The 26,087-nt window shown below is 42.5% G+C and carries 22 protein-coding genes; 12 read left to right on the top strand and 10 right to left on the bottom strand.

Annotated elements, in window-relative coordinates; genetic code table 11:
- Nucleotide 1: 1 nt before the first annotated feature.
- The 6 genes from HPS56_RS06625 to HPS56_RS06600 all read right to left on the bottom strand — a co-directional run bounded on the left by HPS56_RS06625 (nucleotide 2) and on the right by HPS56_RS06600 (nucleotide 4,737).
- On the bottom strand, nucleotides 2–1,342 hold the full coding sequence (locus tag HPS56_RS06625) for a permease (protein WP_172275386.1): 1,341 nt from the start codon (nucleotides 1,340–1,342) through the stop codon (nucleotides 2–4).
- A 9-nt stretch (nucleotides 1,343–1,351) separates the two neighbouring features.
- Nucleotides 1,352–1,588, bottom strand: a complete 237-nt coding sequence (locus HPS56_RS13320) for a thioredoxin family protein (protein ID WP_285822031.1) — start codon at nucleotides 1,586–1,588, stop codon at nucleotides 1,352–1,354.
- 170 nt (nucleotides 1,589–1,758) lie between these two features.
- Complete coding sequence (locus HPS56_RS06615) at nucleotides 1,759–2,466, bottom strand: aromatic aminobenezylarsenical efflux permease ArsG family transporter (protein WP_172275384.1); 708 nt, start codon at nucleotides 2,464–2,466, stop codon at nucleotides 1,759–1,761.
- A gap of 6 nt (nucleotides 2,467–2,472) precedes the next feature.
- A complete protein-coding gene (locus HPS56_RS06610) occupies nucleotides 2,473–2,907 on the bottom strand; it encodes a nitrophenyl compound nitroreductase subunit ArsF family protein (protein WP_172275383.1) in 435 nt (144 codons plus the stop codon).
- Between the two features lie 81 nt (nucleotides 2,908–2,988).
- On the bottom strand, nucleotides 2,989–3,315 hold the full coding sequence (locus HPS56_RS06605; RefSeq protein ID WP_172275382.1) for an ArsR/SmtB family transcription factor: 327 nt from the start codon (nucleotides 3,313–3,315) through the stop codon (nucleotides 2,989–2,991).
- Nucleotides 3,316–3,603: 288 nt separating this feature from the next.
- On the bottom strand, nucleotides 3,604–4,737 hold the full coding sequence (locus HPS56_RS06600; protein ID WP_172275525.1) for a site-specific integrase: 1,134 nt from the start codon (nucleotides 4,735–4,737) through the stop codon (nucleotides 3,604–3,606).
- A 460-nt stretch (nucleotides 4,738–5,197) separates the two neighbouring features.
- On the opposite strand from HPS56_RS06600, the gene HPS56_RS06595 reads away from it, so the two are divergent.
- The 3 genes from HPS56_RS06595 to HPS56_RS06585 all read left to right on the top strand — a co-directional run bounded on the left by HPS56_RS06595 (nucleotide 5,198) and on the right by HPS56_RS06585 (nucleotide 8,475).
- Nucleotides 5,198–6,649 (top strand): hypothetical protein, encoded by a 1,452-nt coding sequence (locus HPS56_RS06595; RefSeq protein WP_172275381.1) that lies wholly within the window; start codon nucleotides 5,198–5,200, stop codon nucleotides 6,647–6,649.
- A gap of 67 nt (nucleotides 6,650–6,716) precedes the next feature.
- Complete coding sequence (locus tag HPS56_RS06590; protein ID WP_172275380.1) at nucleotides 6,717–7,778, top strand: NADase-type glycan-binding domain-containing protein; 1,062 nt, start codon at nucleotides 6,717–6,719, stop codon at nucleotides 7,776–7,778.
- A 175-nt stretch (nucleotides 7,779–7,953) separates the two neighbouring features.
- Nucleotides 7,954–8,475, top strand: a complete 522-nt coding sequence (locus HPS56_RS06585; protein ID WP_172275379.1) for an HAD family hydrolase — start codon at nucleotides 7,954–7,956, stop codon at nucleotides 8,473–8,475.
- Between the two features lie 296 nt (nucleotides 8,476–8,771).
- Here the strand turns inward: HPS56_RS06585 and HPS56_RS06580 are convergent, their stop codons facing one another.
- The 3 genes from HPS56_RS06580 to HPS56_RS06570 form a co-directional block, all read right to left on the bottom strand.
- On the bottom strand, nucleotides 8,772–15,122 hold the full coding sequence (locus tag HPS56_RS06580; RefSeq protein ID WP_172275378.1) for a chitobiase/beta-hexosaminidase C-terminal domain-containing protein: 6,351 nt from the start codon (nucleotides 15,120–15,122) through the stop codon (nucleotides 8,772–8,774).
- Nucleotides 15,119–16,105, bottom strand: coding sequence for a hypothetical protein (locus HPS56_RS06575; protein ID WP_172275377.1), 987 nt, complete (start codon nucleotides 16,103–16,105; stop codon nucleotides 15,119–15,121). Before HPS56_RS06575 ends, HPS56_RS06580 begins: the two co-directional genes overlap by 4 nt.
- Nucleotides 16,106–16,450: 345 nt before the next feature.
- Entirely contained in the window at nucleotides 16,451–16,681 is a 231-nt protein-coding gene (locus HPS56_RS06570) for a hypothetical protein (RefSeq protein WP_172275376.1), read from the bottom strand.
- A 130-nt stretch (nucleotides 16,682–16,811) separates the two neighbouring features.
- On the opposite strand from HPS56_RS06570, the gene ligA reads away from it, so the two are divergent.
- The 5 genes from ligA to HPS56_RS06545 are packed head-to-tail and all read left to right on the top strand — an operon-like array spanning nucleotide 16,812 to nucleotide 22,298.
- The gene (ligA, locus tag HPS56_RS06565) at nucleotides 16,812–18,815 is read left to right on the top strand and encodes an NAD-dependent DNA ligase LigA (protein WP_172275375.1); all 2,004 of its coding nucleotides are present in this window, start codon (nucleotides 16,812–16,814) and stop codon (nucleotides 18,813–18,815) included.
- A 39-nt stretch (nucleotides 18,816–18,854) separates the two neighbouring features.
- Nucleotides 18,855–19,520 (top strand): B3/B4 domain-containing protein, encoded by a 666-nt coding sequence (locus HPS56_RS06560; protein WP_172275374.1) that lies wholly within the window; start codon nucleotides 18,855–18,857, stop codon nucleotides 19,518–19,520.
- Nucleotides 19,521–19,548: 28 nt separating this feature from the next.
- Nucleotides 19,549–20,961, top strand: a complete 1,413-nt coding sequence (locus tag HPS56_RS06555; RefSeq protein WP_172275373.1) for a methyltransferase RsmF C-terminal domain-like protein — start codon at nucleotides 19,549–19,551, stop codon at nucleotides 20,959–20,961.
- A 24-nt stretch (nucleotides 20,962–20,985) separates the two neighbouring features.
- Nucleotides 20,986–21,780, top strand: coding sequence for a thymidylate synthase (locus HPS56_RS06550; RefSeq protein WP_172275372.1), 795 nt, complete (start codon nucleotides 20,986–20,988; stop codon nucleotides 21,778–21,780).
- A gap of 38 nt (nucleotides 21,781–21,818) precedes the next feature.
- A complete protein-coding gene (locus HPS56_RS06545) occupies nucleotides 21,819–22,298 on the top strand; it encodes a dihydrofolate reductase (protein WP_172275371.1) in 480 nt (159 codons plus the stop codon).
- A 221-nt stretch (nucleotides 22,299–22,519) separates the two neighbouring features.
- Here the strand turns inward: HPS56_RS06545 and HPS56_RS06540 are convergent, their stop codons facing one another.
- Nucleotides 22,520–23,026 carry an Lrp/AsnC family transcriptional regulator gene (locus HPS56_RS06540; protein ID WP_172275370.1) on the bottom strand — a complete coding sequence of 169 codons (507 nt, stop codon included), beginning with the start codon at nucleotides 23,024–23,026 and terminating at the stop codon, nucleotides 22,520–22,522.
- A gap of 243 nt (nucleotides 23,027–23,269) precedes the next feature.
- Here HPS56_RS06540 and HPS56_RS06535 point away from each other — a divergent pair, with 243 nt between their 5' ends.
- Genes HPS56_RS06535 through HPS56_RS06520 form a run of 4 tightly spaced genes read left to right on the top strand, consistent with a single transcriptional unit; the run spans nucleotide 23,270 to nucleotide 25,855 of the window.
- Complete coding sequence (locus tag HPS56_RS06535; protein WP_172275369.1) at nucleotides 23,270–24,397, top strand: GIN domain-containing protein; 1,128 nt, start codon at nucleotides 23,270–23,272, stop codon at nucleotides 24,395–24,397.
- A gap of 30 nt (nucleotides 24,398–24,427) precedes the next feature.
- On the top strand, nucleotides 24,428–24,907 hold the full coding sequence (locus HPS56_RS06530) for a GFO_1088 family ECF-type sigma factor (protein WP_501981704.1): 480 nt from the start codon (nucleotides 24,428–24,430) through the stop codon (nucleotides 24,905–24,907).
- Nucleotides 24,904–25,440 (top strand): PG0215 family putative anti-sigma factor, encoded by a 537-nt coding sequence (locus HPS56_RS06525; protein WP_172275367.1) that lies wholly within the window; start codon nucleotides 24,904–24,906, stop codon nucleotides 25,438–25,440. The genes HPS56_RS06530 and HPS56_RS06525 overlap by 4 nt, the downstream gene beginning before the upstream one ends.
- 19 nt (nucleotides 25,441–25,459) lie before the next feature.
- A complete protein-coding gene (locus HPS56_RS06520; protein ID WP_172275366.1) occupies nucleotides 25,460–25,855 on the top strand; it encodes a DUF5024 domain-containing protein in 396 nt (131 codons plus the stop codon).
- Nucleotides 25,856–26,087: the final 232 nt, after the last annotated feature.

Raw genomic sequence — 26,087 nt, 5'->3', positions numbered from 1 at the left:
TCTAAAACAGATTTCCGAATACAAAGCCCGAAATTGTCGCCATGACGATAACGAGTGCCACATACACGACTGTTTTCTTCGTTCCCAATACGCCACGAATAACCAACATATTCGGAAGGGACAACGAGGGACCCGCCAATAGCAAAGCCAAAGCGGGACCTTTGCCCATACCCGAAGCCAACAAACCTTGAATAATCGGAACTTCGGTCAGAGTGGCGAAATACATGAATGCCCCCGTAAAGCTGGCAAAGAAGTTGGACAGCAACGAATTGCCGCCGACTGCCCACTCGATCCAACTGTTCGGAATGATACCTGCGATAGAGGTATTGTCATGCGTTGAACCAAGCAAGAAACCTGCTGTTACCACACCGATAGCCAATAACGGAAGAATCTGTTTGGCAAATCCCCATGAAGCAAATGCCCATTCCCGATTTTCCTCGTCCCGCTTGTCAAACAAGAGAATAACGGAAAGAGCGGTAATCGCGACAATCATCGGCACGAGCGGAACCAATTTGGCATTGTCGATAAACAGGTTGGCAAGGACAACCGAAGCGACAGTTGCCGCAGCACCGAGTGCAACCCAAAGCACACGCAAATTCAGTATCCTGACAAGCGACCAGCACAACAGAAGCGACAAACCTCCGGTTATATACCACTTGTAAGTAAATATATTGTACCACAACCCCGTATCGGAGGCGGCAGGTGCGCCCCAATTGGCAAACACAAGGATAAGAACCAGCGTGAAGAAATGGAACGAAGTCTGCCACATCGGACGTTTTTCAGGTGGCGGAACGATATTCATCTGCTCCTCTTTCTTAGCTTTCTCTTCCTTGCGGAAAATGAACGACATAGCCAATCCGATCACGACGGAGAAAAGCACAGCACCGATAACGCGTGCCACTCCCATTTCAAACCCCAGAATCCGCGCCGTCAGGATAATCGACAGAATGCTGATTGCCGGACCGGAATAGAGAAATGCGATTGCCGGACCCAATCCCGCGCCACGCTTGTAAATACTCGTAAAGAGCGGCAGAATCGTGCACGAACATACGGCAAGGATACCACCCGAAATAGCAGCCACCGTATAAGAAAGCCATTTTTTGGCGTTCGCACCGAAATATTTCAGCACAGAACCCTGACTGACAAACACGGCAATAACACCCGCAATAAAGAATGCGGGAAGCAGACACAACACGACATGCTCCCGTGCATACCACTTTGCAAGGTCAAGGGTTGCATCTACGGCGGTCATAAACCGTTCGCTTCCCAGCGGCAGGAAGAAGACCGCCGTAAAGATTGCGATCATCCAAAACAGGATTTTCAATTCTTTCCTTGTATCCATAGCCACATCCTAAATGCCGAATATTTGTTTTATCTCACTCTCTGACGGGACATGCCCTTTTATTTTCACAACCTCGTCCACTACGACCGCAGGGGTTCCCATGACATTATAGCTCATGATTTCCGTAATATCCTCGATTTTCGTGAGCTTCACATCGAGATTGTTCTCGTTGATTACTTTCTCGATAGCCTGATAAGTTGCTTTGCATTTTGCACAACCCGGCCCCAGTATTTTTACTTCTTTTATGCCCGTTTTTGTCGTAGCTGCCTTGTCTTCGCAACAACAGGAGGCTGTCGGTTTTTCGACTTCCTCGATAATCAGGTTGTCGCCACACGAACAGGGGCAAGGTTTCGGAGAGAACAGCGATGCCCAGAACCCTTTTTTGTTTTCTTTCTTCGTTTCCATATTCTTTACTTTTACAAATACATAATCACACAATAATATACGCCGATAGCCGTAAACACGCCACCGACAATCCAATTCAGCCATTTTTGAACCGTCTGCATCTTGCCGTAAAAACTGCCGATATGCTGTACGCTGAATGCCAATATCCAAGCAACAATCAAGACCGGCAGGGCTGTGGCTATGGCAAACAATACGGGTAACAGATAACCTGCGGTTGCCGTTGCAGACATTGGAATCAACATACCGAAATAAAACACGCCGCTGGTCGGACAAAACGCCATTGCGAACAGCATTCCGAGTAGGAACGCACCCCAACCGCCTTTACGAGCCAACCCCTCGCCATTCCCCTTGAAGCCGAAAGAGGGCAGTTTGAGCCTGTTGCCGAACAGCATGAACAAACCGATACACAGCACAGCCGGACCGAGAATCAGTTCGCCGTACTTACCGATAAACTTCTGGATACCGAACAGGCTTGAACCTTCTCTCAATACCAAAATCAACACGACTCCCAATACCGTATAGGCGAAGACACGGCCAAGCGTATATAAAAGCCCGTTTCGGAAAATCCGGCGGCGGTTTTCAATGTCCTTGCCGATGAAGCCGATGGCGGCTATATTCGTAGCCAACGGGCAGGGAGATACAGCCGTGAGCAACCCCAGCAGAAAAGCCGTCAATGCTGGGGTCGTGCTACTATCCAATAAAGTCTGTAACCACTCCATACGGCTTTATTTCATTAAGGCTCCGACTTTCTCAATCACTCCGCTCTTGAACGTGTCGGGAGCAGTTCGGGCATTGGCGAAGGCATACTCCGTCAGATTTTCAAAAGTTTCTTTCCCGTCTTTCCATTTGCAGACAAAAAGAGACGACCAGGTAACCTCATATTTCTCGGCAATCTTTTCATTCTCCGCTTTGGAAATGTCGATTGACCTGAAAACGACCGTTCCGTTTTTCAGCTCGCCTGCAAATTGCGCTTCAACAGCTTCCTTTGCATTCTTTTCTATCGCCACACAGGTGGCACAACGCTGTTTGCCGTGAAAATACAGAACCTCCACACGGTCTTTTTGTGATTGTTCCTCTGCCGCTTTGTTCCCTTTTGCGTTGCTGTTGCCGCACGCAAACATTCCGAGGCACATGGCCATCATTAACATTACTTTTTTCATTTTTCTTGTTTTAATTGGTTTTATTCATTTGCTTATTCGCAATTCGTCAAACTACGAACATGGATTCTAAAAAAATTGCCGCTATTCGCAACAACTTTCCTTTTTACACGCACATTGACCGAAAAACTCGGCAAAGAGCATGGAAGCTATTTCCCAATTCTCCCGGTTGATACAATATTTCACCTTCGGTGTTTCTATCTCTCCTTGTATCAAGCCTGCGTCTTTCAACTCTTTCAGATGTTGGGAAACAGTCGCTTTCGAGATAGGCAACACTTCGTGGATGTCACCGAAAAAGCAGCTATTCTGCTTTATCAAAAAATCAAGAATAGCCACCCTTGCCGGATGCCCCATCGCTTTTGCAAAACGGGCGAGCTGCTCCTGTTTTGTTGTATATTCTTTGTTCTCCATTTTTATCTTTGTTTGTTGTTCGCAAAATTACGAATAATGTTTGAAACAAAAAAACATATCCTTGATTTTTTCAAAAAATAAAATATGTATCTGTAATCTATGCCACTTCCATTTGTTCTAATCCGTCTGCAATATGGCGAGCGGTGGGGCAGAATATCAACATCTTCATTTTGTGTTCTGTGGTCAAAATAAATCACTTTACTTTGTTTTTTTCCTATACGTACCCGGATTAAAGTAAACCTAAATCTGTTTATAATCCGCCTATATGCAGATACGATTTACATTAGACTAATCGAACAATCCATTTACCAAATTGACGGCATCATCCTTTTTCTGATTGATGATTTTGGCGTACACCTGCGTCATTTTCACATCAGCATGGCCGAGCAGCTTCGAGGTCGTATAGAGATCCGCACCGAGTGTCAGCATCATCGTGGCAAAAGTGTGCCTCGCGGTGTGAAAGGTAAACCGCTTGTCTATTCCCGCAGCTTTCGCCCAAGGCTTGATAAGTATATTCATCATCGACGGACTGGGCAAATCGAACACATGGTCGTCTGCCGTCTTGTCTCCCCGTTCCGGCATCCATTTCAACGCTTCGGGGGAAAGAGGCAGGTAAATCGGTTCTTTGGTCTTTTGCATGGACACAGCCAAGCGGTATTGTCCTCTATCGACGAAGACGTCTTTCCACTTCAATCCGACAATATCGCTCACGCGCAATCCGCAGAAGCAGGAGAACAAATAAGCGGACTTCACAGCTTCATTATTCATCGGAGTGGCAATCAACGCCCGGACTTCCTCGATGGTCATATACGACCGCTTGCTCTCCGGCAGGCGAATCTTATCCGAATTATTGATTTTGGTAAACGGATTGACCTTGATAATCTCCGCACGAACGGCAGCGTTCAAAGCCCCGTTAAGGATACGATAGTAGGTGTGGAGTGTAAAGTTCGACACACGCTTTCCTTTAGGACGATATTCCGTCATCAGATAATCGAGGTAGTCCTGGCAGAATGCTTTGTCGATTCGATCCATCGTCATCCGTTCTCCTGCATAGTCTTTCAGGATGCGAATGGTAACTGCAATTTGGTTTCCGTCCTTTTTACCTCGTTTTGCCTGATTTTCTTTATATGTATTCATCCAATCGAGCAAGAATACCTTTTCCCTGTTCTCGATACCGGCTTCCCCGTTAGTCAATTCGATGATGCGCTTCGATTTGATTGCATTGGCTGCATCCATCGTGACTTGATTCCGTTTCCGGGCATTATTGTCCGTTTCCGGGATGATATACATTTTAAGATACTCGTATGTCCGCTTTCCGTCGCGGTAAATATCCAGATACAAACTCTTGCTTCCGTCGCTCAACGGCTTCATCCGAAGACGGATCGGTTCTTTGACTTTCGTCGGCTTCTTTACTCGTGGCATATTCAATTCCTTTACTTGTTATTTCTGTTGCAAAGGTAGGAATAATAATCCGAATTGAGGAACAAATAAGAAACAAAAATGTACCGAATAAGAACCAATCAACTGAAAACAATGAAAGCAACTGAAAAGAAATATACGTACCTAAATACCTATAAAACAGCGTGTTTATTTTCACTTGTTTGGCTCTTGTTTTCTTTTTGTAGGCTTATTCTATAAATCTAGGAAATTTCAACCAATAGAATACAGAATGAAGGTGAATGATGCTCTCTTTGGCTTGTATTATCAACAACCTTGATATACAGTCAAAGTGGAGTCCGTTTCACTTACTTATCTGTATTCTTGGCTTTCCTAGGGCCACTCCAATAAGATATGTGGAAATATGGCTCCACTTTCTTTGTGTGGCTTCAATTATTTACAATTAAACCGCATCATAGAGCCATAGATGCAATGGGATTTTACTATGGCACAATTTGAATGTGATGAATGCGGTGTGTTTTTGGACGATAACGATTTAGTTAATTGTCCTAATTGTAATGCTCCTATTGGAACATTTCAATTAATACAAAAGAAAGATGGTCGTATTCTTGAAGAAAGAACAGCTACACTTCCTAAAGGTGGAGCTGAAGTTTTAACAAAAAACATCATGCTCAGTAATGATGATGTTGAAGCAGTATTTACTCATAAAGAGAGTAAGCCTAAATATGACAAACAGCATACCTATCTTGATAAAATTAGGGAATTTTGTAGTGTAATTTCTGTATTAGTATTTTTGCTAATGCCATCTTCATTGTTTGCTCAAGATAGTTATAATATTCCTAAAAAAGAGCATTTTACACAAGAACAAATTAATTCTCTTAGAAAGCGATTCAAGCAAGCTGGACTTTATACAGTAAAATCAAATGGTAATTACTACTGGTATTATTTGTCTGAAAATTTAAGCGAAAGTGCAAATATAATATCACAAAAACTGAAAATTTCTGTTGATACATTATATATGTTAGCTGAATCGGGATTTAATGATAAACAAATAGAAAATGATAAAGATAAAGTGATAGGTGGTGATAATGAATGGTATGAATTTGAGAAGAAAGCAAATGATCATTTCTTTACGCATCCGACAATGACTTGGCTTGAGCTGATGGAAAAAACACGTCAGGATCAAAAGGGAAATTACGAAATTAAAAGTCTTAGTTCTTATTTACTTTTCTATTTTGCGTATGACCCCAATATTGTAGTAAAATATAACACTAAAGAGGAACTGTTTTTAGGATCTATTACTTTTTCAGATAATCTAAAAACATATAACGGAGATTTTGACTTAAAAGGCTTTGGCTTTAACGGAGGAGCAATAAGTGGAATTGCAAATTATCAGTATAAAGATGCTCCCGATGGTAGCAGAATTTTTGAGGGAAGTTTTTCATTTCAAAATCATGGTCACGATTACGCTAAGGGGTATTTTAAGAATGACAAACAAGTTGGAAGATGGACTTGGGATTCTTATAATCATAATAATGACGATGTGAGTCATAGCGAAATTAACTTTAACGAAAATGGCATACCCATAGCATTCGATATATACATAGGTCCTAGAAATAAGCCCAAACGCAGCTATTTAAGTGGAACATTTGAAAATGGGAAACTGGTTTCCTTATCTTATAAAGATAATCGTATCGTGAAATGCGATGGGAAATACAATGCGGAAGGAAAACCAATTGGTGATTGGCACATAGAAGATGGTAGCCATTTTATTGTTATGTCATTTGATGATTTTGGCAAACTTATAAAATCAGGATATAGAGATGACCGTACTGGAGATTGGATTAATGCAACTTCTCAATATCCTTATGAATTGTATTCTTATGTGATTGATAGGATAAAGAATGGTAATTTTCTTCGTTCAACATCGTTTTAACAACGTAAATGGAGATGGCATTGGCAAATAGCATTTTTATATCACACATTTTATAGAACAATAAATTATGAGTGAACAAAAGCAACAATCGCAAAAGAATGTAATAAGTGCGTTCTGGATATTTACTGTTTTGGTTATAGTAGTTATTGCATTCGGTTTTGGTTTATATTTCAATACATATTCTTCAAAAAAGAATAAATCTACTCCAACAGAAACAGAGGTGTCTAATGGCTTTAAAGATGAAAAAAGTGAACTTCAAACTAAGGCTCACGAAATTAGTATATCCAAAGCAGAATGTGGATATTATTTGCCATCCAGTAAAGTTGCTAAATACACAGCAGATAATCTTATAGATGGCAATCTAAAAACGGCTTGGGCGGTGAACCTTGATAGTCCTATCTATGATTGTGATGCTTTGTTTGGTCCTATTTTTACTGTTGTAAATTGCCATACGGTTAGTAAAGTTGAGATTGTTAATGGATATGGAAAGGATGAGGCTTCTTTTTTTAATAACACTCGTGCTGCATGGATTACTATTTATAGGGAAGATTATATGGTAGAGGAACTTCCCAATGAGAGCGATATAATTTACAGAGGAAAATTAAAAGATACTGTTGAACCTCAAAGTTTAATTGTAAGTCCTAACTTTGATAATTCCAAACCAACAAGTAAAATAGGACTGATATTCTCAACCCAAAATAGTGATGGATATTATTTCGGTCAAAAATGGAATGATTTGTGTATCTCTGAGTTTAAGGTTTATGGCAACAGCATTGGAACTGGTAAGTTAGAAACGAATGAACAATTTGCCAAGAATAAAGAACTAGACCAAATAGCGGCAGAAGAAAAACGGATGGGACCTAAATGGATTAATGGTATATGGGAACTTAACACAACGGTTTCAACGGCTTTGGGGTCAGTGAGAGTCAATGCAAAAGTTTGCATTGATAGAGAAAGTCAGCAATTAGTTGCAACAGATTGTGGAACGACCGTAGCTAGAGGTGTCTATCGTATAAGTGGAAATACAATTTATTGTGGAGACACTTATATAGAAATGGACATGGATAACCATCGTTTGGAATATGGCAAAGGCTATTATTATCGCAAAGTATCTGATCGGTATCTTTAATATTCACAACTGCAAGTAAGTGAATATTACAATAATCGCATAATAACTTGATAATAAGCAGATAAGTCGTATTTTGAAGGTCGTTATTGCTTGATAAGGCTATAGCGACTTTCATTTTTATATCAAATGAGATAAAAGTGAATGTTAATAATTGGATTATCACTAACTTTGCACTATGGGAACAAACTGCAGGAAAATTATTTTGTTTGATATGGATATGACACTGGTAAATTCATCCATAGCAAAACAATACGGTAGAAATTATAAGGAGGTACAGAAGCACATCTCTGAGTTTTCAGTATTTGATGGTATTAAAGAGGTTATAGAGCAACTTTCAAAACAACACCTTATATATATAGTAAGTGGAAATGTTGGCTCAACCGTAAAGAAAGTTATCCAGTACTTCAACCTCAACATTCCACTGGAAAATGTGTATGGGTATCGGCAAGGTTATCCGATGGAGAATCTAGCACGAAAGAAAAAGGTAATGCAAGTTGCATTAGATAACATTTTGCAGACTCACAACATTTCAAAATCTGATATAATATATATAGGTGATGAGGTTGACGATTATAAGGCTTGCCTAGAATATGGGGTGGAATTTGTTGGTTGTCTGTGGGGAAATGAGGAACTGAAACAAATCTCAGAGATTTGCACTATAAACCATCCCAAAGAAATATTTGATATAGTGTTATAGTGAATTATCCAGTAAAAAGCCGTATCTTTGCGCAAAACTTGCAGAGGTGTCATTTCAGATTAATTCATTTGAAATTTTAAAAATGAGCCTAATCTCCAGAGTGTTAGCCTCAACCAGTTTGTAGTAATCGTACCCTAAAAATGTACCCTGCTAATGAGAAATATAATGTATAATACTGATAATCAACAAGCCCATATTATAGAATGGGAATAAAACAGACCGCATATTTATATGAAATGATATAATACAAGAAGGGGATGTGTTTTTGTTTTAACACATCCCCTTTTATTAAATAATCAAATACCTACAGTATTTACAGTTACACTACCATCCGGATTTTGAACACGGACTATAAATAACGGTCCCCCGGAAAGAGAAATACGAACATCTCCCATAAGGGATTTTCCTGCCCAAACCTTTATACCGGACATATCATAAACATCACATGAGCATCCATTACACTGTAATACAAGAATATCACCATTATCAGTCATGACATTAGGGCTCTTGCCTACCACACCGGATATTCCCATTGGACCAATGTAATAAATAAACTCTACAACATCACTACTTGCTACATCATCTTTCTCCGCTATTGCCTTAAGAGTCATATCACGGTCAATAATAATAGGCGTAGTATAGAGTTTACGGCTTTTGTTATTTGAATCGGCCGGAGAACTTCCATCAATCGTATAGTATATAGATGCTCCTTCCGTAGAACACTTAAGTGCTAATGGAGTACCAATGTTTACATGACTGCCGCTAATTATAGAGGCAACAGGCCTGCCTACTTTATCAACGACCCACTCTACCCTTGCAGCAACCTCAGTAAGAATTTCACAACCATCTACGGCAAGCATCAGTCGTGCTGTACCCGGCAAGTCACCTTTTATACCTATGGAAGCATGGCCTTTGCTGTCAAGCACAATACGTTCATCACTTATTGTTGCTATTGAAGGAGAACCATTTGTAACAGTCAACATTCGTCCGGCAGCGGCAACAGCAGGTAGGACTGTAATATCCAAATTGCCATTTGAACCTAAAGGTACGGTTATGAGAGAGTCTGTAAGAATTGTACTGATTTCAGATTGAATAACTACTGTTGTTGTAAAATTATCCAAAAGTGGCATATCTGCATAACTAAGAGCACCGGCTGCAACATTTACAGTGACTGTCTCACCTACAGAAAACGGTTTTTCCGGCACGAACTTTATCTTTGAAGCCAACTGTTTATCCGTACCTGGAGCCAATTCAAGATTCACAAACTCATAAGTTCCCTTGACATCCTCATCCGCACGCTTTACGGTGAATGAATTATCGACAAAGGTTTCCGGCTTCATATACTTATCGAATGTGACTGTTATTCCGGTTTCATAACCAACCACCTTTTCTACATGCGGGTTAACAGCCTGATGCATACCGACATTAATATCCAACTGAGGCGGAGGCACCGGCAACCATTCCGTAGCAACAGGCTCATAGCCTGGTTTAGAAAACCTAACCTGCCATTGACCTTGAGGAACATCCCAAGCATACATACCCATCTCGTCTGTAATCAGCGGATTACGTTGCGAATATCTTTCCGCATCCCATGCTACAGCCTTTTCTGAAACATCACCGTAAATATCCGCCTCTTTCTGCAACTCAAAAACAGTAGCAGTAACACCCGAAAGGCGGTTAGAGGTCACTGCCTCATATACATATCCCGAAGGATCTTGAACGTCCATCGAATTATTATCACAGGAATGTTCTTCGTTTGAAGGTTCCTCCGGCTCTTTGGGTTCACACCCTTGTGCAATATCTTGAAGAAGCCCTAAAGCAACGTCATGAGTTTTACGAATAAGTCCGTTACTTGCCTTATCTATCAGAGCTGTAATATAGCCTATCCCATATTCTTTAAAAGCAGCACTAAAATACCGCGCAACACCATTTCCTCCCTTAAGAAATCTTTCTAATTTATCGATCCCTGCTGTTTTTAATGCGACAAGAGATACTTCTAAAGCTTTAGCACCCATTATTTCTGTCTTTACTAAGAACTGCTCTTCTGGAGAAAAACAATCTTTATATTTATTATAATAATTATCATAATCCGAAAATGCAGAAAAACGCTCATTCACATCATTATAAATAGACCAACTCTTATTGACAAGTTCTCCTAACTCTATGTTATAAATTGTCTTTCTATAATAAACATTATTCCATTTTTCTTTTATCAGTTGCTTCGTTGTTTCTCTCCACCAACCTGTATTATCTTCGAAAGTTTCATAATTATCAAAGAGTTGTCTCCACAACGATTTTTCTACATTCTCTTTTAATTCTATCTCTTGTTGATATTGACAAAGTGCATCTTGATTTTCATTTTGTATCATAACACACATATTTTCCAATTCATTAATTTTTGATTTTACAAAATTCATTTGTACTTCAAAATCTGAATTATCAATATATGAATCAGATGGTGTCCAAAAAACTTTATGCAAAGTTTCTTCGTCTTGGCTATACAAAGTATTATACCCATTACCATATTTTATAAAGTTCAATTCTCCTGACACAGTATTGATTGACTCATATCCGTCGTTCTTCAACTCTTCAAAAGAATAAGTTCTATTTTTATCAACTTCATAATAAACACCATTGCCCAAATCAAGAATTCCACCATATTTCTTTATTTGATAATAGTTTTCTGATAACTCCGACATTTCCGATATAATCGGTGTATATATGGATACTATACTATCTAATTTTGTATATCCATTCATCACGTCAGCTTTTGATGTAAAAAAATCATCAATCATAACTGCAATATCATCAGGAAGTTCTACATCCATTGAAGAACTTTCATCATAGATATTATATTTTCTCAAAATAGATTTTAAGCCCTCAATATCTTTATCTGCACTTTCAAACCATTTATCAATATCCACCATTATTGTCGATAATTCTTTTTCTTCGGCTATTTTTCCCGCAAAATAGTCATCTGCAGATAATATCATATCCTCACCTTCTCGTTGATCATAAAGACTTATTTCATTCTTCTTATCATACGCCACGCTTACGTTTCTTGGCATACTGAAAGAATTAAAATCCCCTGTAGCTATCCATCTGTTCTTTCTTTCGGAATATTCAGCTTTCAGCACCTTGGTATCACCAGAAGAAGTATGTACTTTTACATAAACATTTTCAACCCTGTTTGGATTGTTCTCAAGAAAATCCACAATGAATGTGAATGTCGGGTATTTTGGCCAAAACCAATATACTTTCTCTTCTTGAGACGGACTAATAAAGTCAAACTTCGTCACATACTCTTTTGGTTTCAATGAAAGAGGACCATGGGCAGTATTTATCATTGTCACACTCTGCACACGGTTAGCATTGATGTTGTATTCAACTTTTTCCGTGACCGTAGTAAGCAATGCTCCAAACCCTGTCTCTATCTCTGCATGTATATTATGAACCGACATGTTATACGGGTGGTTAATTCTACACACATGACTCCATGAACCATCATACTTGGCACGTACTGATGCAATTTCCACATTACCGTCATAAACATACACTGACGCATTTGGCTGACACATGCCACTAACTGTTATTTCCGGAACATTGGTAATAGAAGGAACATTAATACCCATATCATCCGCAATAACCTCAAGTCGTCCGAGAGGCTGGCTCTTCCTACCATCACAATCAAAGTTTAACGTAGCGTGAGTAAGATATCTGCCACCTTGAAGAGCCACAAGACAGAAACGGATGCGATCACGATAATTGCTATCATCAAGATGAATGATTAACTTACCGTCATACTCTGATGTAACAGCAGATGCCGAACCAACAATTGCCGAACCAGGCACATAACTGCATCCTTCAGGTATGTCTATCACAAGAGACACATCCGACACATCATTAACATGGATTTCTTTAAACTCTATTTTAGCCGTATAGGTAACAAAGCTACCGGCAACGGTATGAGCCTTGTTAACAGAAAACGAAGCATTCTCAGAAGTAAAATAAAATGGTGCCTCATTCAACTTCGGTACCACACCGAGGGAAACCGGCTCTATACACCCGTCTTTAACACTTACATCAACATAAAGATAATCCTCATCTATGGAAAGCGCAGCATCATCAATAGTGGATATAGATGATACATTGCCCAGCAAATCACTATGCCCCATTACTACAAGTGAATAATTTCCACTTTTAAGTGGAGCAAACTCCACATTACCGGTAAATGAAAGTACCTGATTATCCACATAACGACCTGATGCGTCAAAAAGTATGGCTCGAGTTTCCTGATTGCCACTTCCGGCTATCGTAAGTGATATTCCACCGTGTTCAACAAATGTCAATAAGGCATCCGCACTGCCGTCCTCTGTAACTACCGTTGTACATGATACAGATGTAAATTCGTCTTTCAGACTACGCGCAGATATTTCTATACGGTCACCGGGAGTCAGCCCTTCATTCACAATAAGTGAATTACCCTGTACAACAAAATCCATAGAATCAATACCTTGCGTAATGTTACGCAAGGAAAACACGATATTCCTCGTTCCTCCTATCCATTCTACTGTATCAGCAGGAATTTGCGAAAAAGTTCTTGACAATTTCCTTAAACGAAGCGACACAATATCACCATGTATCGGTTCTAATTCTATTTTGTCAAGTTCACCTGGAGACGGAACAATCAAATTCTTAACAAAATATCCAGACATTGCAATACTCACTCTACAACTGTCAATCGGCAACTGAAGCATAAAACAGCCATCTTCATCCGTTTTGACACGTGAAGTAAGCACATAACGGCCATTAATATTTTGTGATACGGAAACAGTTGCGTTAGCTGCCGGCCACTTACCTGCATACACCTTACCGGTCAATGTGCCAGACGGCAAATATGAAAGGATTGATTTCGTGTTGGCAGACTTTTCCGACACCTGTATACACATAGATTCCGGTTCGGAATAGATTACTCCCAGAGAATCGCCAAGCGCCACATCACAAACTATTTCATTCCCGTCTGCCATACCGCCTATTGTAATACCCTCACCTATGTATTCTCCTAACGCATTGTGCCATACAACATCAACAGACTCGGAAACATCCAAACCATCAGGCGTCATAACATTAAGTGTGACATCACGCAACATGCTGACATTATCCATTGTAAGGCTATAATCGCAAGATTCGGGAGTAAAGTTCTTACAGCACCACAATTGCTGTCCATAAGCATTTTCAAGAACAAGGCTATAAGTTTCGGTAGCGGAGAGTCCAGCGAAACTATACTCACGCGCGGAAGTCGTTATAAGTTGCATACGGCTGTGTTCTGACTTCAACACCAATTTCATATTCTTATATGAGTCTGGATTAACACTATCGGAATACGCAACCTTTAGAGAAGCAGCCCCGTTTGTCTTCAGTCCGAAATCGACAAAATCAGCCCACATACCGTCACGTTCCGCCACGGCTACAGCCTTTATCGTAAGTGGACCGCCATCTGTCGACACAAGAACCGAACGACGGCTCCATCCTCTGCCTTTACTGTCATTACACAGCTTTTCCGGACTATCCTGCGGTGCATCCTGCCATATTTCGCCTCCCTCCGCACCTATAGCCGGCAACTCTACATATTCATCATTTGCATAGAGTTTCATATCCACACCAGATGCACCACGAGCAGACACTGACACAATATACGAACCGGCAGGAAGACCTTCTATAGTCTGACTCATTGAAGCGTTCCACCAGTTACGGGTAATGTTTCCAAGACTGAAATACGGAATGTCCGTTCCACTGTAATGCTCGGTTTTCTGAATCAAGTTCCCTACTGTTCCTTCAACATTCCAACCTATACGGTCTTCAGTTGCATCAGGATTAGTAATAAGTGATGCGAGATTAACCACACCTTTGTCTATGTCAATGCCAAAGGTATCAATCCGCACTGTACTCCACGAGCCACTGGTATCACAGAAACGCGTATACAGACGATTAAGATATAGCAATCTTGATGCGCCTTCCTGAGTGGTGCCTATATACACCTCATCTTTTGCCGGTTGCTCTACTCCTATAAATGGTATAACGGTTGTAAGTTCATACGGATTTTTTGGATTATCCAACTTTACAGTATTTATTCTATCTGAACCGTTGAACCAATATTGATAAGCTGTTATGAACTTTTCCGAAAAAGGTGGACATTTCATAATTATAGACGACTGAGGAGCAGAGCGTCTTCCAACATTGTCTACAACTCTATAAGTAAGTGTATGGAAACCGTCTGAAATGCCTGCAACATCTATTTCAGCAGCAAAGAGTCCATCCGCAACCGCAGCTGTAGTCCGTTTGGATATGTCATCTATCCAATACTCTATGTTATTGACCGTTGCCGATTCTCCAACCTGTGACTTATAAACTATCCACGAGCGCGGAGCGGACCAATTTCCCTTTCCGTCATCAACACGGAACGTAAGAACGTGTGCCCCATTTTTATATGAAGAAAAATCGATATCGCTTTTGAACACATCACCGGACAATACACCTTGATGCATGTCGTCAATAGTGTCTATCCAATATTGATATGATGGTGCTGTCTGTCCTGCTACGGTCAACGTCAACAAATACAGAAAACAAAAAGATAAAAAACGTCTCATTTGTTTACGACTTCTACGTTAATAGTTACAGGAAGCTTGCCCTCTGCGTTTGTTGTCGAGGAAACACCGCCATAAGAAATACGCGGAATTGCCGGTACAAGAGTAAATGGTGAGAGTCCGCCATAAGCTCCTATTTGAGTGCCGTCTGTATCTATATACTTAGCAGCAGCTTCATCGGTCAGTTCATAAAGAGTGTCTTGTTTGAAAAGGGCATTAAAATCTGATTGACTAAGTTTAATAAGGTTTTCATAAATTGCATCAGATGACGGAACTCCGTCCCAATAAACAACATTGAAAAATGAGAATTGAGGTTCAGAAGAAATACCTCCTCTTACAATGCAACTTTCTAACATTCCTGATGATATATAATATAAATATCTATTTCTACTTTTATTCCATTCTTCATATACGAATCTATTCATTACTGATTTTTTGAAAAAAGGTGCATGCTCTGTATTTCTATCACCACAGATTCCACCATTAATAATACAGTTAGAGAATATCAAGCCATCAAGATTTCCTGGTAAAAACAAGAATTGTTCCATTCTACATTTATTAAACAAACAGCTATTTCCGGAAGAATTGACATTTAAATCTCCTGTAAAATAGCAGCTTTGAATTGTTGCACCATTAATAACACCATCCATAGTCATACCAGGCATTTTAATACCTTCCATCCAAAGTCCTGACGTTTCATCCGGCAACTCAATAACTGGTGCAGCAGCAAACAAGGTCAAAGTACCTGCCCCCTGAATCCTTACAGGTATATTTATTTTCTCCGGAACATTAAAAGTGCCATTTGAAAGAGATATTACATCACCTGCCTGAGCTTGTGCGAAAGCTTCAACAAAGGCATTGCTACCATAAAAAACTTTAGGGGCTTCACCACGCTGAAGGATTGCCGTAGTACGATTTTGAGCAAACATGCCACATGACATCATGACAATAAAAGTCACAATAACAATACGATAAATTCTTTCCATTGCCGTAATTTTAATACTGTAAATAAAATATTTATGCCAGCCGGCTCCTTGCTGCCATGATTAATCTTAAAGTATGCCTATACAAAAAAGCGTGGAGCCTATCTGTTGCCCGTTCCACAATGTAAAGGCTCTCGCATTGCCCTGTTCGTCGAAACGAGCAACGCGAAAGCCCCACACCGATGTATATATGAACCCTTACTGCCCCATATTATTTTTTGACAATAGGATATAGTAAGGATTATTATAAAACATCCTAAGGGGCGTTCCCCGTTGCTTTGTCTTTGACGAACATTTTGAACTTGCGAGATTCTTACATTGTCAAAACCAAAGCGTTCAGTAAACGCCTTATTCGTATATTTTATCGTTCCCATCCCTTCCGCCTTGCGGGCTTCTGTTTGGAGAAAACGGTACAAAGGTAAGAATTTTATCTTTTATTCCAAATATTTTAATGGCATTAAGGCGATATGTGTCTTGATTTTTGCTAATAATCAACAAAAAAACGACAAATACGCAACCACAGTCAACGGCTTTTAAAAAAATCACAGTAACTTTACACCCTAAAAACATTGACATCATGGCTTATCACCTTCATAGGTAAAAGACGGATGAGAATCATATAAAACAAACGTTAAAATAATTGATGCCTATACATCATAATAAAAGGCAACACGTCAACATTCCATAAAGACAATACCGAATACACGATATGAACGAGAAAGACAGGATTGAACAGTTGAGAAAAGAGCTGCACGAGCATAACTACAAATATTATGTACAGAACATGCCCGTCATCAGCGACATGGAGTTCGACATGATGATGCACGAGCTGCAGGAACTTGAAGCCAGACATCCCGAAATGGCCGACCCGAACTCCCCCACCCAACGTGTGGGCAGCGACATCAGCAGGGAGTTCAGACAAGTGGCCCACAAATACCCTATGCTCAGCCTTTCAAACACCTATAGCGAACAGGAAGTCGGTGAATGGTATGAGAGCGTCAGACGCGCACTTGAGGGCGAAAACTTTGAAGTGTGCTGTGAAATGAAATACGACGGACTGTCAATCAGCCTGACCTACACCGAAGGCAGACTTGCACAAGCCGTTACCCGCGGTGACGGTGTACAAGGCGACGATGTGACCGACAACGTGAAGACCATACGCAGCATACCGCTCGTACTCTCGGGAACAGGCTGGCCGCGCGAGTTTGAGATACGCGGTGAAATTCTAATGCCGTGGAACGTCTTCGAACAGCTCAACCGTGAACGTGAGGCAGCCGAAGAGCCTCTGTTTGCCAACCCGCGCAATGCTGCCAGCGGAACACTAAAGAGCCAGAGTTCGGCTCTTGTGGCCAGCAGGCGCCTTGACGCATATCTGTATTATCTTCTCGGAGAAAATATCCTCACCGACGGACATTATGAAAATATCATGGAGGCTTCGCGATGGGGATTCAAGGTGAGCCAGGGCATGCGCAAAGCGAAGAGCCTTGAGGAGATTTTCGATTTTATAACCTACTGGAACACGGAACGCAGAAATCTTCCCGTGGCCACAGACGGCATCGTACTGAAAGTAAACTCACTGCGCCAGCAGCGCAGCCTCGGATATACGGCAAAGAGCCCGAGGTGGGCCATCGCCTACAAATTCAAGGCCGAACGAGAACGCACACAACTCAACGAGGTCACATTCCAGGTGGGACGCACCGGAGCGGTCACTCCTGTGGCAAACATGGAGCCTGTGCTGCTTGCCGGAACCACGGTCAGACGCGCCACACTTAACAACGAGGATTTCATACGTAGTCTCGATCTTCATGAAAACGATTACGTGTACGTGGAAAAAGGCGGTGAGATAATACCGAAAATCGTAGGTGTAGACACCGGTAGCCGACAGTCCGGCACATCGCCTGTGAGATTCATCACCCACTGCCCCGAATGCGGAACGAGACTTATCAGATACGAAGGGGAAGCGGCATACTACTGCCCTAACGACACTGGTTGTCCTCCGCAAATAAAGGGGAAAATAGAACATTTCATATCGCGCAAGGCAATGAATATCGACAGCCTCGGACCGGAAACCGTTGACGAGTATTTCCGCCATGGTCTGATAAAAGACATTGCAGACCTGTACGATATAAAACCGCAGGACATCAACGGTGACGGAAGCAGAGACAAATCCGCGAGAAAGATTGTGCAGGGCATAGAAGCGTCAAAAGCCGTGCCGTTCGAGCGTGTGGTGTTCGCCCTCGGCATAAGGTTTGTCGGCGAGACATCGGCAAAACTTCTCGCAAGGAAGTTTAAGACAATGGAAGCCCTGGCAAACGCAGGCATAAAAGACCTTATGGAAGTCGATGGCATCGGAGAGGTGATAGCTCAAAGTGTCATAAGGTTTTTCAATGACGAGAAGAACAAGGAGCTTCTGCACCGCCTGAAAGGCTACGGTCTGCAGATGCAGCTTGACGAGGCACAACTCGCGTCCGCCACAGACAGGCTGGCTGGCATGTCGATAGTAATCAGCGGAGTGTTCCGGCATCACAGCCGCGATGAATACAAGGCCCTTATTGAACAGCACGGAGGCAAGAACGTCGGTTCTATAAGCTCAAAGACGTCATTCATACTTGCCGGTGACAACATGGGACCTGCAAAACTACAGAAAGCAGAAAAGCTCGGAGTGAGAATTGTCAGCGAACAGGAATTCAACGAGCTTATCTCCGCAGAATAAGCAAACTTTTATCATGCATACCATTGCATCAGTATTATCATGAACATCATCGTATCCAAAGAAATAGAAGCCGTATGCCCCGAATTTGTAGGCGCAGCCATTGAGGCAAACGTTGTCAATACGCCTTACAATGCAGAGTTGTGGAAAGAGATTAACACCCTTGGCAACGACTTCAGAAATAAGCTCACCACCGAAACAGTGAAACATATATCCGGCATCGATGCCACACGGCGTGTATATAAGGCATGCGGAAAGGATCCCAGCCGCTACCGTCCGTCAGCCGAGGCTCTTATAAGACGTATGCTCCAGGGAAAGGATCTTTATCAGATTGACACTCTTGTGGACCTTATTAATCTTGCAAGCATGGCCTACGGATACAGCATCGGAGGATTTGACGCAGACAAGTTTTCCGGCAACACCCTGACACTTGGCATCGGGCGGGAGGGAGAACCTTACGAGGGCATCGGACGCGGCATGCTCAACATTGCAGGACTGCCCGTATACCGCGACAATATCGGTGGCGTGGGCACCCCCACAAGCGACAACGAGCGTACTAAAATCACTATCGGCACCACCCACATTCTTATTCTTGTCAACGGATACGACGGCAATGAAGAAAACGTCAGGACAAACGCAGAATACATCTGCAGGCTCCTGCGCAAATACGCCGGCAGCAATGCCGAAACCGTATTCACTTACAAATAGAATATGTTTCTCCAAACTTAAACATACAATGAACCTACCCGAGAGTTTCACAAGCTACACCAAGGCTCTTATAGGCGACGGACTTTTCGGTAAGTTACTCCACGGACTTACCGATGAGGAGCCGCCGGCAAGCATAAGGATAAACGGCATGAAGCATCATATACACGATGAGGACACATCGCGACAAGCCATACCATGGTGTGAATACGGGATGTACCTCGACAAACGCCCCGCGTTCACGTTTGACCCATTGTTTCACGCAGGCCATTATTACGTTCAGGAGGCCTCGTCAATGTTCCTGCATCATATACTGAAATCATATATCAGCTCTCCCGTGATCATGCTCGACATGTGCGCCGCACCTGGAGGAAAGTCAACAACGGCCATGGGCGCATTGCCTGAAGGCAGCACGCTCATAGCAAACGAGCCTGTGAGGCAACGCTCACAGATTCTCGCGGAAAACATCCAGAAATGGGGAAATCCCGGAACCATAGTCACCAACAACTATCCGAAAGACTTCGCAAAGTCGGGAATGGTATTCGATGTCATACTATGCGATGTACCGTGCTCCGGAGAAGGCATGTTTCGAAAAGACGAAGACGCTGTGAGAGAATGGAGCACGCAAAACGTGGAAAACTGCCGCAATCTACAGCGCGAAATCGTTGCCCAAGCATGGAAATGCTTAAGTGAAGGAGGACTTCTCGTCTACTCTACATGCACATTCAACGCGAAAGAAAACGAGGAGAATGTGAAATGGATTTCCGAGGAGCTTGGAGCTGAAATCCTGCCTGTCGCCATCGAAGAGCAATGGGGCATCACCGGTTCGCTGCTCAAGGGTTTTCAGAAACCTGTATACCGGTTCCTTCCGGGAGTGACAAAGGGCGAGGGACTGTTCATGGCCGCGCTTAGAAAAAACGGTCAAAAAGAAACCGCAACGAGTATAGGCAAAAAGAAAAACAAGAAAGAGAAAAAAGAGAGAAACAACGGCATAAAGAGCGCACAGCTCGCAACATCGTGGCTCACCGCTCCCGACAACTTCAATATCGCACAATCAGGAAACACACTCACGGCTATACCCAAACCCATGGCCGGCATTTATGCCACGGCCTCAGAAAAACTTAAAGTGATACATGCCGGAGTCACGCTTGGAACCATAAAGGGAAAGGATATCATTCCTGCACAAGGCCTCGCGCTGTCAACGGAATTCAACACTGCCGCTTTCCCCTCCGTGGAACTCAGCTACAGTGACGCACTGAGGTATCTGCGCAAAGAGGCACTGTCGCTGCCGGAGGACACACCGCAGGGATTTGTCGTCATGACATACCACGGCACACCGCTCGGCTTCTCAAAAAACATCGGCAACCGCGCCAACAATCTCTATCCGCAGGAATGGAAGATAAAGTCGGCCCGTATCCCAGATAACGATGTCTCACCACTATAAAACAGCAAAACAATTCTGAAACAAATGATACAGTATTTAAATCTTCTGAGCCATATACTTGAGAATGGCACGAAAAAATGCGACCGAACAGGAACCGGAACCGTAAGCGTGTTCGGATATCAGACAAGGTATGACCTGTCGGAGGGCTTCCCTCTGCTTACAACAAAGAAACTGCATCTGAAATCAATCATCCATGAACTGCTATGGTTTCTCAACGGTGACACCAACGTGAAATACCTTCAGGAAAACGGTGTGAGGATATGGAACGAATGGGCAGACGAGAACGGAGATCTCGGACCGGTATACGGACACCAGTGGAGGTCATGGCCGGACTACAGCGGAGGCTCTGTCGACCAGATTTCCGGTGTTGTCGACCAGATCAGGCACAACCCAGACTCGCGCCGCATGATTGTCAGCGCATGGAATGTGGCGGAAGTAAACAATATGGCACTTCCTCCGTGCCACACCCTGTTCCAATTCTATGTGGCCGAAGGACGTTTGAGCCTCCAGCTCTACCAACGTTCGGCAGACACTTTCCTCGGAGTGCCGTTCAACATCGCCTCATACGCGCTGCTTCTACAGATGATGGCACAGGTGACAGGCCTGAAGCCAGGTGAGTTCATCCACACTACAGGCGACACCCACCTATATCTCAATCATATAGAACAGGCAAGACTCCAACTCACACGTACTCCACGAAAGCTACCCACAATGGTTATCAACCCTGACGTGAAAAGCATTTTCGACTTCAAATATGAGGATTTCAAACTCGAGAACTACGACCCGTGCCCACACATCAAGGCTGATGTCAGTGTATGACATGAAACAAACAGCAAACAATAAAAAGAACAAGCAAAATGAGAATAAACATAATAGCGGCCGTGGCACGCAACCGCGCCATCGGCCGTGGCAACAAACTCATATATTGGTTGCCAAACGACCTGAAACGCTTCAAAGCCCTCACAACCGGACACACCATAATCATGGGACGCAACACGTTTCTATCATTGCCCAATGGAGCTCTGCCGAACAGACGCAACGTTGTTCTTACAAAAACGGCAACCGAACTGCCAGGTTGCGAATGCTTCGACTCTCTTGAAAAGGCAATACGACACTGCGATGACAACGAGGATATATATATAATAGGTGGAGCAAGCGTTTATTCACAGGCAATCGCCATTGCCGACAGGCTATGTCTTACGGAAATCGACGATATACCGGAAAATGCCGATACATTCTTTCCAGAATACAGCAACTGGAAAGAGGAACATCGTGAGGAACACGGCACCGATGAGAAGCATGCCTACAGATATGCATTTGTTGATTATGTGAAATAAGCGGCAAAACGAAATTTGCATATACGCCTAATGCTTCCACATTTCCTTTCTCTCCCCTTTGGGGGAGTCGGAGGGACGTCTTCTTTTTTGGAAGTCGGAGACTATTCTTCCATGTCCCCTGCTTTGGGGGATGCCAGTTCCAAGACATGATTCAAACAAAAAACATGTCAGGGAGTTCCACCTTAGGCAAAACTCCCTGACATATTTGAACAAGACGGAAATCACTCCTCTGTGCTTTGTTCCTCTTCCGAAGAATCATTAACCTGAATGTTTTTCACTGGTAACTGACGGTTGATTACGGAATTGAAAGAAATAATAGTCTCACTGCTTGACAAGCCTAAAGGTTGGAGCCTGTCATGAATGATGTTGAGCAGATGGTGGTTGTTCATCGCGTAAATCTTGATGAACATATCGAAATTGCCTGTCGTATAATGACATTCAACAACTTCAGGAATTTCTTTCAGACGTTCCACAACCGAATCAAATTCTTCAGGATTCTTAAGATTAAGACCTATATAGGCACATGTCTCATAGCCTATCTTTTCCGGATCGATAATAAACTTCGACCCCTTAAGAATACCCAAGTTTATCAATTTCTGAATACGCTGATGGATGGCCGCACCACTAACATTACATGCTCTCGCCACTTCCAGAAAAGGAATACGCGCATCTTCGGCTATAAGCCGCAGAATATGCTTGTCTAATTTGTCTATTTTCTGATATGCCATTTATTTGTTTTGTTTTTCTTACTGCAAAGATAAAACATTTATCCGACTTATACAACAGTAACAGTAAGAAAAGCCTTATAAAAACTTCTGATTTGACAATACAGGCCATTCCGGGATGAAAAATCCCCTATCGTAAGACAATATCATACACCGAAGAATAAAATAAAAAATACCGCCATTGATGTCACAAACAGCAATCTGTTGCGTATTATAAACAAAAACTAAAAACAATACATTATGATAATGAAAACAGTTTATACAGTCATCTTGTCTGCAATGACATTCAACATGACCTCATGCGCCTCAAGCTCTGACAAAAACGTAGTGCCGGAAATAAAGGAAGCAATAGCATCCAAGGCCTTGACAAAAACAAACAAGCGAACCATAGAATACAGCCTGAAAAATTTCCACGGCATCCGTAACAACAGCAACGTAGACATTGTATTCAAACACGAAAAGGAATACTCAGTGAAAGTAACGGCGGACGAGACCACCCTGAAAAGACTCATGGTGGAGGTAAAGTCCGGCATACTCGATATATCCACACTTAACATATCTACAGAAAAAGGGCGGAACTCCGACAAGGCATACCTCGAGATTTCCACACCCGAACTGTCTGTGATACACAATAACGGTATTGCAGACATCAAGGCGGGAAAGCTCGACAACAGTAAGATGAATATAGAGAACAACGGCATCATAAACCTCATCATCGATGAGATTAAAACGAACGACTGTTCGATACATAACAACGGACAGGGCAATATCAAAACCACAACCGTAGTCTGCAAGCTTTTGGATTACGAGAACAGCGGAGTAGATAAATTCACGGCAAGCATACAGGCAGACAACGTAAGAATAGAAAACAACGGGCAGGAAAAGACAAATCTTTCCATAGAGGCAAAAAAAATCGGAGTGGAAAACAACGGGAGTATGTCTGCAGACATCAAACTCAATGCAGACGCAGTGAAGATTGACAACTCCGGAATATTCAAGATAACAGACGGAAACATCACATGCCTCACATTATCCTACGAGAACAACGGCTCCGGCATATTCAACGGACGAACAAATGCCAATGACGTGGATATAGACAATTCCGGCATAATGACAACCGAAAACAATATCAAAGCCACCAAGATGAAAATAGGCAACAACGGAACCCTTAAAGGAAAAATAGACTTCAAGGGCGAAGAGGCTGACATTGAAAACTATGGTATCGGAAACATTACAGTCAACACAGACTGTACGACTCTGAACGCACACAACAACGGAAGCGCATCACTGAAAATCACCGGTACGGCCGACAGGACAAAAATTGAAGGCAACGGACAATCAAAAATAGACACAAAGGAACTCAATAAGTTTTAATTCAGCACAAGACACTACGTCTGAACACAGATGACCACGGAAGAGTATAAAAAAGAAATGGTTAGAATAAGGCCGAGGCTCATAGCCCAGGCCCAACGGTATCTCAATGATGCCGATGCCGCCGAAGACACCGTACAGGATGTCATGCTCAAACTGTGGACCATCCGAAACGACCTGAAAGTGCCGGCAGACAACCTTGCCATGACCGTCACCCGAAACATGTGCATAAGCAGCCTGAGGTGTAAAAAGCTGCAATACGGCACGGCAGACGGTGACACGGCAGACACCTCACCCGAGGCCGACACCCAAGAGCACATAAGAAGGATGATGGATATTGTGGACAGTCTGCCGACAATGCAACAACTCATACTGCGAATGAGACACATACAGGGAATAGACATACACGAGATTGCAGACATCATGCATACCAATGAGGCAAACGTGAGAAAAAACCTCAGCAGGGCAAGACAGTCTGTCAGAGACAAATTCAGGAAAGGAGGCACACCATGAACAAAAACAGCGGATACGAACACGAAAAAACAAAAGAACTTATAGAGAAATTCTTTGACGGCAACACTTCGCTTACCGAAGAACGGCAACTCTACCGGTATTTCAATGGCAGAAATGTGGACACCGGCCTTGAGCAATACCGCGACATATTCGTATGCTTCGGAAACATGGCAGAGGACTGTCACGACACATCCAAACAAACACGCACGACCGTCATCCGCATGTTGTTCCGCACCGTGGCAGCCGCAGCGGCGGTGATACTGACTGTCATAGGAATAGCCCGATTGGAAAAAGACGACGGCAAGACAAAACTCGCAAGCATATACAGTGGAAGCTATGTGATAAAGAACGGCAAACGTATAGACAACCTGAAAGATATACAACCCATAATAGAACAAACGCTTGACGATGCAGAGCACATAGAGCGGATGGCAGGTGAACAGAATGTGATAAACACCGCCGAACAGGAAATTCTCGACAATATCCACGACAAATACAACCGGGAAAGAATAATACAGCTTCTCAACAACTGATTAAAAACAATACAACGACATGAACAACAGGATCGTTATCATACTGGTACTCACATTTTGCTGTGTCCTGCATACATACGGACAGAACAAACTGGACGAAATGGTGGAACAATACTCCATCACAGGCCCATCTACATTCACATCGGCCGTGGAACGCGACCCGAAAACAAGAAAAGTCATAAAGGTGGTAAAGAAACTGAGTATTTCCGATCGCGACATCCCAAAATTCCGCAATGCTTTCAAGACTGTGACTACAGGAAATCTCACGGAAACGGTTTCCGAAGACAAGACTGTGATGCTGCTTACAGAGGAAAACAAACGCAACAACCGCATATATATGCTGACCTTCAGAACATACCACCGATCAACATTCCTGCACGACGGGAATATAACCGTAATCATCAAATACAACTGAGAGCAGGACCGAGTCTGACATCGGCAGCAAAACATACCGCATATTTGTCCTCAAGCTGCAATAAATACCAAAAGTGATTGCATTAAAACACGCAACATGTAAAAATAATTCACAGCACTTACCCATCCATGTTCCATCATCTCAAACAAACATCATAACACACTGGAATACAGTACTTTACCACAATCAAAAAGTATACCGAAAATGAATGGCCTGTTCTTTGGGCGAGAAC

Source organism: Xylanibacter muris, from assembly GCF_013166605.1.
Taxonomy (GTDB): domain Bacteria; phylum Bacteroidota; class Bacteroidia; order Bacteroidales; family Bacteroidaceae; genus Prevotella; species Prevotella muris.
Note: the sequence above shows the minus strand (reverse complement) of the source record. Positions and strands in the feature narration are given on the sequence as shown.